General features: G+C 41.4%; 15 protein-coding genes. 4 read left to right on the top strand and 11 right to left on the bottom strand.

Annotated features, from left to right (window positions below; translation table 11 throughout):
* Positions 1-70: 70 nt before the first annotated feature.
* The gene (locus tag AYJ08_RS04750) at positions 71-445 is read right to left on the bottom strand and encodes a hypothetical protein (RefSeq protein ID WP_064016793.1); all 375 of its coding nucleotides are present in this window, start codon (positions 443-445) and stop codon (positions 71-73) included.
* Positions 446-612: 167 nt separating this feature from the next.
* Here AYJ08_RS04750 and AYJ08_RS24870 point away from each other — a divergent pair, with 167 nt between their 5' ends.
* Positions 613-708: an IS3 family transposase gene (locus AYJ08_RS24870; protein ID WP_197490584.1), complete on the top strand. Its 96-nt coding sequence runs from the start codon at positions 613-615 to the stop codon at positions 706-708.
* 201 nt (positions 709-909) lie between these two features.
* Here AYJ08_RS24870 and AYJ08_RS04745 read toward each other — a convergent pair whose 3' ends face one another.
* Positions 910-1143: a hypothetical protein gene (locus AYJ08_RS04745; RefSeq protein ID WP_064016792.1), complete on the bottom strand. Its 234-nt coding sequence runs from the start codon at positions 1141-1143 to the stop codon at positions 910-912.
* A 154-nt stretch (positions 1144-1297) separates the two neighbouring features.
* On the opposite strand from AYJ08_RS04745, the gene AYJ08_RS23355 reads away from it, so the two are divergent.
* On the top strand, positions 1298-1414 hold the full coding sequence (locus AYJ08_RS23355; RefSeq protein ID WP_099421450.1) for a YjcZ family sporulation protein: 117 nt from the start codon (positions 1298-1300) through the stop codon (positions 1412-1414).
* A 199-nt stretch (positions 1415-1613) separates the two neighbouring features.
* On the opposite strand, the gene AYJ08_RS04740 is transcribed toward AYJ08_RS23355, so the two are convergent.
* The gene (locus AYJ08_RS04740) at positions 1614-3224 is read right to left on the bottom strand and encodes an acetate--CoA ligase (protein ID WP_064016791.1); all 1611 of its coding nucleotides are present in this window, start codon (positions 3222-3224) and stop codon (positions 1614-1616) included.
* A gap of 165 nt (positions 3225-3389) precedes the next feature.
* Between AYJ08_RS04740 and AYJ08_RS04735 the strand changes: the two genes are divergently transcribed.
* Entirely contained in the window at positions 3390-4787 is a 1398-nt protein-coding gene (locus AYJ08_RS04735) for an amino acid permease (RefSeq protein ID WP_064016790.1), read from the top strand.
* Between the two features lie 126 nt (positions 4788-4913).
* Here the strand turns inward: AYJ08_RS04735 and AYJ08_RS04730 are convergent, their stop codons facing one another.
* From AYJ08_RS04730 to AYJ08_RS04700, 7 genes are all read right to left on the bottom strand, one after another.
* Positions 4914-5249, bottom strand: a complete 336-nt coding sequence (locus AYJ08_RS04730) for a hypothetical protein (RefSeq protein ID WP_064016789.1) — start codon at positions 5247-5249, stop codon at positions 4914-4916.
* Between the two features lie 17 nt (positions 5250-5266).
* Positions 5267-6397 (bottom strand): tRNA 2-thiouridine(34) synthase MnmA, encoded by a 1131-nt coding sequence (gene mnmA, locus AYJ08_RS04725; RefSeq protein ID WP_064016788.1) that lies wholly within the window; start codon positions 6395-6397, stop codon positions 5267-5269.
* A gap of 200 nt (positions 6398-6597) precedes the next feature.
* The gene (gene tlp, locus AYJ08_RS04720) at positions 6598-6810 is read right to left on the bottom strand and encodes a small acid-soluble spore protein Tlp (RefSeq protein WP_064016787.1); all 213 of its coding nucleotides are present in this window, start codon (positions 6808-6810) and stop codon (positions 6598-6600) included.
* Positions 6811-7107: 297 nt separating this feature from the next.
* Positions 7108-8295 (bottom strand): hypothetical protein, encoded by a 1188-nt coding sequence (locus AYJ08_RS04715; protein WP_231929004.1) that lies wholly within the window; start codon positions 8293-8295, stop codon positions 7108-7110.
* Between the two features lie 345 nt (positions 8296-8640).
* Positions 8641-9213 (bottom strand): DNA-3-methyladenine glycosylase I, encoded by a 573-nt coding sequence (locus AYJ08_RS04710; protein WP_064016786.1) that lies wholly within the window; start codon positions 9211-9213, stop codon positions 8641-8643.
* Positions 9214-9370: 157 nt separating this feature from the next.
* A complete protein-coding gene (locus AYJ08_RS04705) occupies positions 9371-9751 on the bottom strand; it encodes a RidA family protein (RefSeq protein ID WP_022586805.1) in 381 nt (126 codons plus the stop codon).
* 33 nt (positions 9752-9784) lie between these two features.
* Positions 9785-11119: a CoA-disulfide reductase gene (locus tag AYJ08_RS04700; RefSeq protein ID WP_064016785.1), complete on the bottom strand. Its 1335-nt coding sequence runs from the start codon at positions 11117-11119 to the stop codon at positions 9785-9787.
* A 197-nt stretch (positions 11120-11316) separates the two neighbouring features.
* Between AYJ08_RS04700 and AYJ08_RS04695 the strand changes: the two genes are divergently transcribed.
* Positions 11317-12021 (top strand): YjjG family noncanonical pyrimidine nucleotidase, encoded by a 705-nt coding sequence (locus AYJ08_RS04695; protein ID WP_064016784.1) that lies wholly within the window; start codon positions 11317-11319, stop codon positions 12019-12021.
* Positions 12022-12115: 94 nt separating this feature from the next.
* Here AYJ08_RS04695 and AYJ08_RS04690 read toward each other — a convergent pair whose 3' ends face one another.
* A complete protein-coding gene (locus AYJ08_RS04690) occupies positions 12116-13411 on the bottom strand; it encodes an L-cysteine desulfidase family protein (protein ID WP_082890863.1) in 1296 nt (431 codons plus the stop codon).
* Between the last annotated feature and the right edge of the window lie 16 nt (positions 13412-13427).

Genomic DNA, 13427 nt, shown 5'->3' with positions numbered 1-13427 from the left:
GTGGAGAATCCCAACGATGTATGGCATGAAAAAAATAATGGCAACCTGTGTGAAGACAATTTTCCGAATTTCACCCTGGGGTTAAGCCGATACGGGATAAAGCCTTAAATTGTGTCTGATCCTCCTGTAGTTCTGTAAACAGTTTAAAATAAATGATGCTGCTAGATGCAAGGAAAAACAGCAAATTGACGAAAATGCCAATAAACATCGTCAATGAGATTACTTCCCTTGCATTATCGTATTGCGTCTTTATATCGTGATATTGAACGGCTAGCGTTAACATGTAAATCGCACTTGTAACCGTTAAAATAACCGCACTCAAAATTGATACAATAAACAACATCCGCTCATTATCTTGCATCTTGTGGCCGATCTGAGCGAGTATAATCATATTCGTACGATTGTAGTAAATGTCAAAACGCTTCTGAATAAAATTCAGCAGCATTACACTTACCTGTGTAAAAAAAGATATGTACCGATTATGACTTAAGCAGGATAAGTGGCACGAAAAGGTCGAAGTGGGCTTCGTTTAGCATCAACGCCATACTATAAGCGGCTCCTAAACATACGATCCCAAGTAAGGCCAGCCATGGGGAATAGATAAGCTGCCCTTTGTATCTTCATTCGTTTCAAACAGATAAAGAAGTGGAAGAAGCTCTTCACGACTACATTAATTTCTATAATCAGCAACGGTTTCAATCTCGATAAAAAAACCTGAGTCCGATAGAATACCGAACTCAGGTTGCCTAGATGAGGCTTGTTTAAAGTTGTCTTCTTGACAGGGGTAAGATCATAAATAAGCGGTGTACTTTTTATAATTCACAACATGATAGACAAGTTTTTACATGTAATAGCCTCATGTACTACCACATGTCCTACATATTATAGAGTAAGAGTGGTTTTTCTCGTTTACGGCAAAGAAATCAAGTCCAATAGCTTCTTGTTACGAGTTTCACGTTCGCTTTCTTCTGCCAAGTCGTATTTTTTAAGCGCATGAAACAGTTCGTTCAAAGTCGATTGAGGCAGCTCCTTTAGTAAAAATACATGTATCTGCTCTGCCAATGCTTTAGGTAAATAAGCCTGTTGATCCGCCCATTTTTGTAGGACATCGTCCTGACTGTGATCTAGCTTGCATTCCCCCATATTCATTGCCTCCTTCTCATTTTCCTATCCTTACCTTAACCTGTTTTCGCCCAAGCTTCCATCTTTTTGGGCGAAAAAATTTTTTCTCCTCAATAACCATCCACCCATTTTTGACATATTGATATAGGGCAGAGACAAAGGAGGGTGATATAAAATGTCAAGTATCTTTGGTGGTAATGGTTGTGGCGATTTCTCTTGTATCCTAGTGTTGTTTATTCTTTTGGTGATTATCAGTTGCTGCTGCTTCGATAATTGCAATTCTCGCTGCTAAGCACTGAGACACCCGAACTGGAAATGGTCTACCTCGTATAGGAGCTAGTATATCACGGCAGACTTATATCCATCGCTAATCCTAGGTAGCTATGAATCTAGCCATTTCTTAGGTGAGTTAGATCACCATCTCAATATGCTGATTTACAGCGAAGTAAAAAGACGCCACATTAATGGCGTCTTTTTACATATTTACTGTATTAATTTGTTCTCTCTGACGACCTTTCATTTTGACGTAGCTCTAGCCTTCTGATTTTACCGGAAGTAGTTTTGGGCAACTCGCTGACAAACTGAATTTTGCGTGGATATTTATATGGGGCTGTCAAGCTTTTTACATGCTCCTGCAATTGTGTAATCAATTCATCAGACGCTTCCACCCCTTGTTTTAATACAATAAAGGCTTTTACAACCTGTCCGCGATCAGGATCTGGACTAGCTACGGCTGCGCATTCTGCAACTGCTTCATGCTTTACTAACGCATCCTCTACCTCAAACGGTCCAATCGTATAGCCAGACGAAATAATGATGTCATCAGAACGCCCCTCAAACCAAATATAGCCATCCTCGTCCTGACGACCTTGATCCCCCGTTACATACCAGTGACCCCGAAACGCTCGCTGTGTCCGTATGGAATCATTCAAATACCCTTTACATAAAGCAATCATTTTGCGATCGACTGCAATATCACCTACTTTTCCTGTTTCCAATTCATTGCCTTCCTCATCAATAATCGCGATTCGCACCGCTGGAGAAGGTCGTCCCATCGAGCCTGGACGTGGTTCCATACCAATAAATGTACCTACCAGCAAAGTATTTTCCGTTTGCCCGTATCCGTCTCGTACAGTCAGGTTGAAAGTCCTGCGAAACATATCAATCACTTCACGATTTAAAGGCTCTCCGGCTGAACAAGCCGAGCGCAAAGCGTTCATTTTATAATTCGCCAAATCGGGCATTTTCGCTATCAGTCTGTATTCCGTTGGAGTGGCACACATAACGGAAATGGGATATTTTTGTAACAGGGATAAATAGGTATCAGGTCTAAATTTCCCTTTATAGACAAACGCAGTTGCACCCTTGCCTAAAGTAGATACAAAAGGACTCCATATCCATTTTGCCCATCCAGGGCTTGCTGTGGCCCATACCAGATCATTTTCTTGAACGTCAAGCCAATATGTGGCTGCAACAGCTAAATGAGCAAACGGCCAACCGTGAACATGCATAACACCTTTAGGCCCACCAGTCGTACCTGATGTGTAAGATAGGAAGGCAAGCTCATTCGATCCTGTCGCTACGCTCTCAGCTTCGTCTGATACACCGACTAGGATATCAGTTAACTCCTGCCATCCCTTCCTATGCTCCCCAACTGAAATAAAACAAGTTAGTGATTCACATTCATCTCGAATATCATCAATTTCAGAAAGCAGTTCCTTTGTAGCAATAATGGCTTTTGCCTCTGCATGGTTAGCACGATACGCAATATCCTTCCCCCTTAGCATTTCAGAGCCGGGTATCACGACAGCACCCATTTTTATCAGCGCTAAATAAATCCCATATGCTTCTATTCCACGCGGCACTAACACAAGCACTTTATCATAGCGAGCAATTCCACAGCTTAGGAAAGCGTTCACAAGCTTATTCATATAAATGCGTAATTGCTCGTAGGTAAGAATTTCTTCCTTTTCATCTTCTGAGACAATCACAAGTGCAGCTTTCTCTGGATGAAGAAGAGCATATCGCTCTACTTCAGATGCAAAGTTATACAGTGGCGGAATCTCAACCATTCCATGTTCTCTTAGCTTATCTGTTGACATGATAAATCCCTCCCTTAGATGTAACTGTTATTTAATAAGGAATTCTATTTATTTTCTGAAAATTCCTTTTTCCGAGACAAATATGTAAATATCCTGTTTGATTGCATAAATATTAATCATCTGCTATGATTTGTTCGTCTTTTTTGCAACATGGAGGGAACATCAATGACAACAAAAAAATGGGGAGCTTGGATGCTAACCGCCATTGTGGTAGGTAACATGGTAGGCTCAGGAATCTTTATGCTACCAGGTGCCTTAGCAAGAATAGCTAGCCCCTTGGCAGTCACCTTAGCATGGTTGCTTACCGGGTTTGGAGTCTTATTAATTGGGCTCGTCTTTGGTAATTTAGCAATTCGCCGACCTGATCTGACTGCAGGTCCACAGAGTTATGCCTCTGCCTTATTTCGAAATCCAAGACGGGGGAAAGTATTCGGTTTTACAATTGCTTGGGGTTACTGGGTGGCGAATTGGTCAGGAAATGTAGCGATTATCACAACATTTGCCGGATATCTTTCCACCTTTTTCCCTATCATGAAACAAACTAGTGTTTTATTTCAAATTGGCTCTTTTCCGGTTGAGACAGGGAAACTTATCACCTTTTTAGTCTGTACGATTTACCTATGGGGAACGCATTTCATTTTATGTCGCAACACTCTGGTAGCCGGTAGACTTAACTTCATGGCAACAGCCACAAAAGTGGTCGGATTTGTCTTTTTCATGGTTGCGGCTCTTTCTATTTTTCAATGGTCCATGATGGGGTCGTTTTATTATCCAATGCCTGAAGCTGGTTCTACAGTAGAGCATGGATTGCTTGAACAAGTTAATCTAGCGGCTATTTCAACGCTATGGGCATTTGTAGGAATCGAGTCTGCCTCCATTTTATCATCACGAGCTCGCTCCCAGCGAGATGTAAAAATAGCTACGATTCTTGGATTAGTAATTGTTGTCTGTATCTATGTTTTAATTACATTACTGACAATGGGTGTGCTCCCTGTCGAAGCACTGCGTCATTCAGATAAACCGCTAGCAGATGCACTCGTTGCTATTATGGGACCTGCTGGGGGCATTGTCTTAGCACTTCTAGCGATTTTTTCCCTAGTTGGGACAACGATTGGCTGGATTTTAGTAGGTTCGGAGGTATCCTATCAAGCGGCACAAGCAGGGATGTTTCCTAAAATCTTTGAAAAAACGAATCAGCATGGAAGCCCGGCTCAAGCCTTAGTGATTACTAATTTGTGCACACAGCTCTTTGTTTTTTCCACCATTTCCAATACGATCGCAGGAGCATTTACCTTTGTCATCACGGTAGCAACTCTTGCTTATCTGATCCCGTATATCGTATCTGCCCTCTTTCAACTGAAGCTGGTGTATACGGGGGAAACCTATCGTACGGGTGAAACACGAACTAGGTTATTGGATGGTTGCATTGGAATTTTAGCAACGCTCTATTCGATGTGGGTGATTAAAACAGGTATTGCGGATTTAGAAACCCTTTTACTTGGGATAGGACTTTTCTTTAGTGCTATTTTGATCTACCCTTTTGCTTTTAAGAAAGCAGTTTGATATAGCCCAGAACAACAGCTCAAGACTTCATAGTTATATAGAAAAAAGCAGGAAGGAGTTTGTGCTCCTTGCCTGCTTTTTCTGATTATCCTCTTATGTTTAGCTACCTTCAAATAGAAGTTGCCCCTATTCCTTCTCCTCTGGATAAATCCACTCTTCTGGTTCACGAATAATAGACAGATCATTAAAGGCTCGATAATAGGCAACATAGCTTTTATTGGCTTTTTGATATTCTACCTGATAAATCGTGTTACCCTTATTACTTTTGTCAAATGGGCTTTTTTCCAGCGGTATGACAGTGACAGAAGTAAGCTGCCCGTCTCGTTGGGCTATCGCCTGCTGGATTGTATCCATATTCGCGTCTTTTGCTTGTCTAAATCCGAGGAATGCCGCAATAACTGCTAGTACGCTTACAACCAAAAATCCGATGATCAGAAGTTTCGATTTCTTTGTACTGTCCATCCGGTTCCTCCTTGCGACTAAGCTTGTGCGTTTGCTTTTGCCGCTTCCTTCGCATCTATATATACCTTATCAATGGTACCGCCGCCCAAACATTCTTCTCCTTGATAAAAGACAACTGCCTGCCCAGGAGTTACTGCTTTTTGTGGTTCTGCAAATTCGACCTTGTAGGTATCTTTTTCTATCCGCCGAACCGTAACCTGCTGATCCGGTTGACGATAGCGGAATTTAGCCATGCAGGTAAATACTTCTTCTTTTGGTTCATCACTTACCCACTTCACTTGTTCAGCGATCAGGTGCGATGAGTAAAGCCAAGGATGGTTTGAGCCTTGTCCGACAATGAGAACATTTCTCTCTAAATCCTTGTCAACAACAAACCAAGGTAGTCCTTCTCCTGCTCCTCCCCCAATGCCAAGGCCTTGACGTTGTCCTAATGTGTAATACATTAAGCCATCGTGGTTACCGATAACCTCGCCATCTGTAGTTTCAATCTTACCTGGTCTTGCAGGCAGATAATTTTGGAGGAACTCACGGAAATTACGTTCTCCAATAAAGCAGATGCCTGTGCTATCTTTTTTCTTAGCTGTAGCAAGTCCTGCTCGATCAGCAATTTCACGCACTTGTTTTTTTGGTAAATGACCAATCGGAAACAAGGTTTTAGCTAATTGCTTCTGACCCAATTGATTCAAAAAGTAGGTCTGATCTTTATTTTCGTCAACGCCTCTTAGCAATTTATATTCACCATCACGTTGTTCCACACGTGCATAGTGACCGGTTGCTACATAGTCAGCGCCCAAGTCCATGACCTTGTTCAAGAATTCACCGAACTTAATTTCTCGGTTACACATTACATCTGGATTAGGTGTTCGTCCACTTTTATATTCATCTAAAAAATAAGAGAATACCTTCTCCATATATTCCTTCTCAAAATTAACTGTATAGTAAGGTATACCGATTTGGTCGCATACACGGCGGACATCATGATAATCCTCTTCTGCTGTGCAATGACCAAATTCATCCGTATCGTCCCAGTTCTTCATGAAGATGCCGATTACGTCGTAGCCTTGTTCTTTGAGAAGCAAAGCGGTCACGGAAGAGTCAACCCCACCGGACATCCCGACAACGACACGTGTATCTTCAGGTTTTTTCATGTTAAATCTCCTCTCTGCACCAACAAGCTTCCTATTTCCATCTTAACTGATATTCACAATAAGAACGATTGAAAATAAGTTTATTATACTAAAAATAAAAAGGAAAGGGAAATGATATACAACTAAACGGAATTTTATATAAAAAGACCGCTGTACGCTTGGCACTAACGGTCACTCGATTACACAAGGTATATGTCTTCTTATTGCAGCTCGTCTTCAATCTCGGAACTGAAAGAATCGATACTGTTTTCACGACGAGCGTTTTTATTTTGTATATCCGAACGCTCTTTATTGGAGATTTCGTCTCCATGTGCTTTCAAGTAATCCTTTGTCTCACTAATATTTTGCTTTGTGTTTTCAATCATTTGTTTTAGCTTTGCAACATTGTCGGAACGATCGTCTGGTTTCGCCATGGATACTCCTCCTAAATAAATTGCTAGAATATCATATATTTTTTTCCAAAAAGGAGATTTTATGCATATTAACAGGAAATAACTTTCTATCCGCACACCTGTTTTTAGGCTTAAAACGACCGAATATTCGAATTTCAGATGTCCTACTTTGTTTTGTAATCACCTTCGTAGCCATATTGCCATTGGTTTTTACATCTCGCCTTCTGTGGTTCAATCTTCCACAAGCTTCTCCATTTCATTATAAGGAGCCTGAAGCCTCTGAAATGGCATAGATCCAGCTAATCTTATCTAAGTTAACTAAACAGATTCGTTGGCTGCCTGCACCCAAGCCAAGCGCCTTTCATTTGCTAGGCTATAATTATAATAATATAAACAATTTGCTCCCTCTTCTACCGCAGCTTTTACTTTCTCTATCAAAGCTCCCTTTGTTTTCGTTCGCTGATGGTGCAGAGAAAGCGCAACACCAATCTCCTGTTTGGGATCATGTAGTTGTAGATTTTGAACTCCGTATCGCAGGGAGTCAGTCTGGTCACCATACATTAAAGGAACAAAACGATCGACATAAGGGGCAATATTACGTAACGACACTCCTTCTAAAAATGACTGGTTTACAGAGAACGGTGTCGAGGATGGAATGTAATCTATTTTTACCTGATAACGTCCTGCGATTTCATGCAAGCTAGCAATCAGGTCTGTAGTGATTTGTTCTCGTGATTGTTGATAGGCATACAATTCAGGATAAGAGAGCATCAAATAAGCAATTTGGCTACCTTCTTCTGGGAGCGGTCCGTAATCTTTGGATAACATCGGTTGTAGCAAGCGTTTGGACAATTCTTGTACAGCATCTCCATCAATGCCTCTCTCCGTCGCAATTCGTTTACATGCAGGACAGAAGCAAAGCGAAAGTAACCATTGAACCGCTTCACCTACATGCAACAAATTTATCTCATGATGGCCGCCATGCTTCATCATCATAAAAGAAGCTGCTTCTACCGTAATCCGATCTGGTTGAACCTGAATTAACGTATCCTCAAATAGAGCCTCTATATATTCCTTTACGTCTGGCTGAGCTGGACATAAGCTGTATGTAAATCTATCCCTCCATACATTTTGTACACATAATTCAGGAAATTGGGTACCTATTGCAGAATTATGCACCCCTACCCACCAGGTATGAAAGTGCATATTTTGCTTCCGACAGGCTTCTCTCATTCGTGGAAACAACTCCTCCTTCGCTAACGAGCGATGTACGACTGGCTGTATTCGACCATAGCGTGTCGGATCGGGCCTAAAAAATACCCCTGCATGTGGCACTTGTAGAAACTGCTCTGTTTGGGATTGAAAAAACCGTCCCTGATGGTAGCTGCTATTTAATACCACCGTATCGCATCCTATTCTTTGCATATCAGATAAGATGCGCTCTGTGCCGATTTCATAAACCGTCCATGCATACATAAACATCCCTTTTTGGATTGAAGTAGCCATCCTGCCTCCCCCATTTCGCTGATGTTCTTACTCTTGATCTTGAAAGTCTTTATCCAGATTCATGCTGTCTCTAGCAGATGAATTGCCTTTTGGAGCATATTTTCATCCAGATCAAATGAGTTGCTAGTTTTTCCGCACTATCATGTATGTAGTAGCACAATGCCGTACCCCATTACACCTGCTCCCACGACCTCTTCTCTATTCACCATATGCAAGTCCCCCGCTCTTCTTTCATTGTAAAAGAGAATCACTTATCAGAAAACGATTTGATCGAATTTTCACTAAATAGTTGTATCTGTTACTAAATGGATATGTGATTATCCATTCTAACAGGAAGCATGGCTTTCATTTTTCTCTGGCCACTTGCTTACGATAGCAATGACAGTCTACAACGTGATCATTTACCATTCCAACAGCCTGCATAAAGGCATAACAGATTGTAGAGCCTACAAACTTAAACCCACGCTTCTTCAAATCCTTACTTAGCCTGTCACTAATTTCTGTGGTTACCGGAACGTCTTGCAGACTAGAAGGAGGGTTTTGGATAGGATTTCCGTCTACAAATGACCATATGTATGTGCTAAACGATCCAAATTCATTTACAACATCAAAATAAGCCTTGGCATTGGTAATAACAGCTTGTATTTTAAGCTTATTTCTTACAATCCCTTCATTATTCATTAGTTCTGCTATTTTCTTGTCATCGTAGGCAATAATTTTTGATGGCTCGAATTGGTCAAAGGCTAGACGATAATTCTCTCTCTTTTTTAAAATGGTGTACCAGCTAAGTCCTGCCTGAGCCCCTTCCAAATTTAAATATTCAAAGAGTAACCGATCATCATAGACTGGGACGCCCCATTCTTTGTCATGATAATCAATATACAAGGGGTCTTGATTTACCCAACCGCATCTATTCATCTGCTTTTCCTCCTTATTACCATCACGAACAAACGTTCCTTCTCTGTAAACCTATCATATCGAATGTTAAACCTGTAAGCAAGATGTAATGCTAAAAAAGCACCCTTGCTTCAAGATCTGCAAAGGTGCTTTTCCTCATTAATCTACCACACTATCCTTACTCAACGACTGCAATCGCTTCAATCTCAACTAGGGCGCCTTTAGGCAAGGCAGCAACTTGTACGCAGCTACGTGCAGGAGCGTCTTGTTGGAAATATGTATGATAAGCCTCATTCACTTTAGCAAAGTCGTTCAAATCCTGAACAAATACAGTCGTTTTTACCACCTTCTCTAAGCTTGTCCCCGCTTCTTCTAAGATAGCCTGCAAATTTTTCATCGCTTGATGGGTCTGCTCTTCCACTGTTTCAAATAGGTCTGCCGTACCTGGCTTAAACCCTAATTGACCTGAAGTATACACCATGCCATTTACTTTAATTGCTTGTGAGTACGGTCCAATCGCTTGAGGTGCTTTTTCGGTATGAATAACTTGTCTGTTCATAATTGATCCTCCCCTAGATTTTCTTCTCTTTGCTTATTCTGCTACGTTCCCCGCTATATTAAGTACATCCCATGTTCGTGAAAACGGTGGAGAGTAACATAGATCAAGCATTCCTATCTCTTCTGTTGTCATCTTGTTGTAAATAGCGGCTGCAAGCACATCAACTCGCAGGACAGCTCCTTGTTTTCCAACGATTTGTCCACCAAGAATGACCTTTGTCTCTGCATCATAAATCAGTTTAACATGAATGTCTACCTGACCAGGGTAATAATTGGTCTGATTTTTGTCACGAATCAGGATTGTGTTATAGGAGAGCCCTAGCTCCTTTGCCTCCTTTTCTGAAAGTCCTGTACGCCCCGCTTCCAAATCTAGTACCTTTATGCAGGCAGAGCCTAATGTTCCGGGAAAATGACTGTTGAGACCCACTAGATTTTCGCCTACAATCCGCCCTAGCTTATTAGCTGTGGTAGCTAACGGAATGTAGACTTCTTGTTTTTTGACCAAATGATAGACCGTTGCACAATCCCCAGCGGCATAAACGTCTGGAAGAGAAGTCTCTCCATGCCCATTAATGACAAGCGCGCCATTTTCCAGCATCCTAATTCCTGTATCTGTAAGAAACTCCGTGTTCGGACGCACACCAGTGGCTATCACGACAAGATCAGCCGGATATTGACCTTGATCCGTTATAACACCCTCTACCTCTATTTCTCCGACAAACCCCTGCACACGTTCCTTTGTATGTAAAAGTACACCTTTACGAAGAATTTCATCAGTCATGATATCGGTGATTTCTTCATCAAATGTTTCAGGAAGAACTCGGCTATCTGCTTGAAACAACCTCACCTCTTTCCCTATATGCAGCATAGCTTCCACGACCTCCATTCCAATATAACCCCCGCCGATGATCACTACTTGCTTGTATTCAGGCTTCATGACCTTTTCTTTTAAAGCTACACCATCCTGCATGCTTTTTAGCGTGAAAATGTTCACAAGGTCTTTGTTATCAAACGGTGGTATCACCGCAGACGCTCCTGTAGCAATCATAATCTTGTCATATTGATCATCAAACTCCTGGCCCGTTTTTAAAGACTTCACTCGGATGGTTTTCGACTGTGGATGTAGTGCCATCACCTGATGCTTCGTATGCACTATAATTCCCGAATCGGCAAATTTCTCCTTTGTACGGGCAATCATTTGATTGGGGTTCTCAAAAAAATTTCCTACAAAATAGGGTAAACCACATGCGCCAAACGATACCTCTTCGGTCATTTCATAGACTACAATCTCTGCATCTGAATGGATTCGCTTTGCTTTCGCTGCTGCACTCATACCGGCTGCAACTCCACCAATAATGATAATTTTCATCCGCGGTTCTCCTTTTGTGTGTTATAGGTTCTTTATCTAGGCTCAAAGGGATTCTAACAGCTAGCATTGCCACCTAAGGTTGAGTGCATCCATGTATTTCTTTGTTCAGCCCTCTATCTGGTAAGATGATTTTTTAAATACTGAAATAAAAAGTGCTATACTAAAAAATAATCAATAAGAAAACGAGGGGAAATTTTTTGAAAAATTATCAAACCCTATTATTTGATGTAGATGATACACTCTTAGACTTTGGTGCAGCAGAACGCTCAGCCCTACAATTACTTTTTAAGGATCAAAACCTTCTTTTAACGCCTGAGATCGAAGCACATTATCAGCACATAAATCAGGGTCTATGGAGAGCCTTTGAGGAAGGGAAAATAGGTCGAGACGAGGTCATAAACACACGCTTTTCCATTCTATTCAAGGAATATGATCAAGAGGTGGATGGACTCTTATTGGAGAAGAGCTATCGCAGCTACTTAGAAGAGGGACACCAGCTTATTAATGGGGCCTTTGAATTGATAACAAAGCTTCACAAGCATTATGACTTATATATTGTTACAAATGGTGTTTCCAAGACTCAGTATAGACGCTTACGTGATAGCGGATTATATCCACTATTTAAGGGTATTTATGTTTCGGAGGACACTGGGTTTCAGAAGCCTATGAAAGAATATTTTGATTATGTTTTTGCCCAAATTCCTAATTTCTCTGTTGAAAAAGGCTTACTTATCGGGGATTCTTTAAACGCGGATATAAAAGGCGGACAGCTAGCCGGGCTTGACACATGCTGGTTCAATCCCGACATGAAGCCAAATCATACTGAATTTGTGCCAACTTATCAAATCCAAAAGCTTGAAGAACTATATCAAATCGTAAGAATCAACTCGGCCATCCTCTAAATTTCATTCAAAACGAAATCTCTATACAAAAAAACCTATCATGTAATCCATATCTTGTCACATTAACCACCTTAGATTACATGATAGGGCCTATTTATTTCTTTTGCTTCTTAACCATCATCTCTAGCATCAGCTCATCCATTTTACCTGAGCCTTCATTGCCTAGTCGGCAGAAGTTGTCGATCGTTTTTTCTAAGCCATCATCAATAATTCCATTTGTTCCAGGCACCCCGATCCCCTGTGACGCTAACAAGGCAGATTGTACGGCTGCACCTGTACAAGTAGACACTTTCATCGCACAGCCTGCTTTTGCCCCATCACAAAGCATACCTGTTACATTGCCAATCGTATTTTGAATGGCAAAAGAAATTTGATTAAGATTACCACCGAGTAGATACGTAATCGCCGCAGCCGCGCTAGCTCCCGCAACCGTTACTCCGCATAACGCAGATAATCTGCCAAATTTTGATTTAATCCAAATAGCTAATAAATGGCTAAAGGTAACGGCTCGAATCATCTGTTCATCGGACGATCCCAATTTATCTGCAACCGCAACCACTGGCATAGTTACGGAAATTCCCTGATTCCCACTGCCTGAATTGGACATTACAGGTAACATAATCCCAGCCATCCTTGCATCTGAACCTGCGGCTGTTACTGACATGGCATGCGTAATTAAGTCATCGGACAATAATCCTTTGGCAACATTATCCTTGAGGATTTTACCTACCTGTAATCCGTAGTTGTTTTTTAGTCCCTCCATGCAGATTGCTCGATTTAGCTCAATGCTTTGCTTGACCAGAGTCAACTCATCAAGAGACACTTCCATAACAAATTGATGGATACTATCTAGCGTCAGGGTTTCACATATATCTTTTTCTTGCCCGCCCTGCTCATGATAGTAGTCGCATTCCTTTTCAAATAAAGCAGCCCCATTCACTTCAATCCGTCTGATTTCTGTATGCATATCTTCTATGATTACTTTGGCATAATCAGAGGACGAGCGGACAGTTACTTCAATATACAACTTTTTGGGCGTGTCTGCTAACTGAATCGTGACATTGCCAGCTTCAACGAATTCAAGTGCCTGTTGTTCAAATTCGGGTCCTACATTCTTCAACACTTCTAGCTTTCGTTCATGATCGCCTGCCAAAGCCCCCAATGCAGCCACAAAATCGATCCCGGTTTGTTGCATGCCAGGTATTCCCACTGCCATAGCATTTTTCATCACATTCGCACTAATTGTTACATCAATAGAGGTAATGGCGGCTTCCAGATAACTTTTGGCGACAGAGGCTGCCCAAGCAATAGCTACAGGCTCCGTACACCCAAGAGCAATAACCAATTCTTTTTCTAATAGCTGTACAATCTTTTTGCTCATATCTCTCATAGCCGTCTTCCTTTTC

The organism is Brevibacillus sp. SKDU10, assembly GCF_001645205.1.
Taxonomy (GTDB): domain Bacteria; phylum Bacillota; class Bacilli; order Brevibacillales; family Brevibacillaceae; genus Brevibacillus_B; species Brevibacillus_B halotolerans.
Note: the sequence above shows the minus strand (reverse complement) of the source record. Positions and strands in the feature narration are given on the sequence as shown.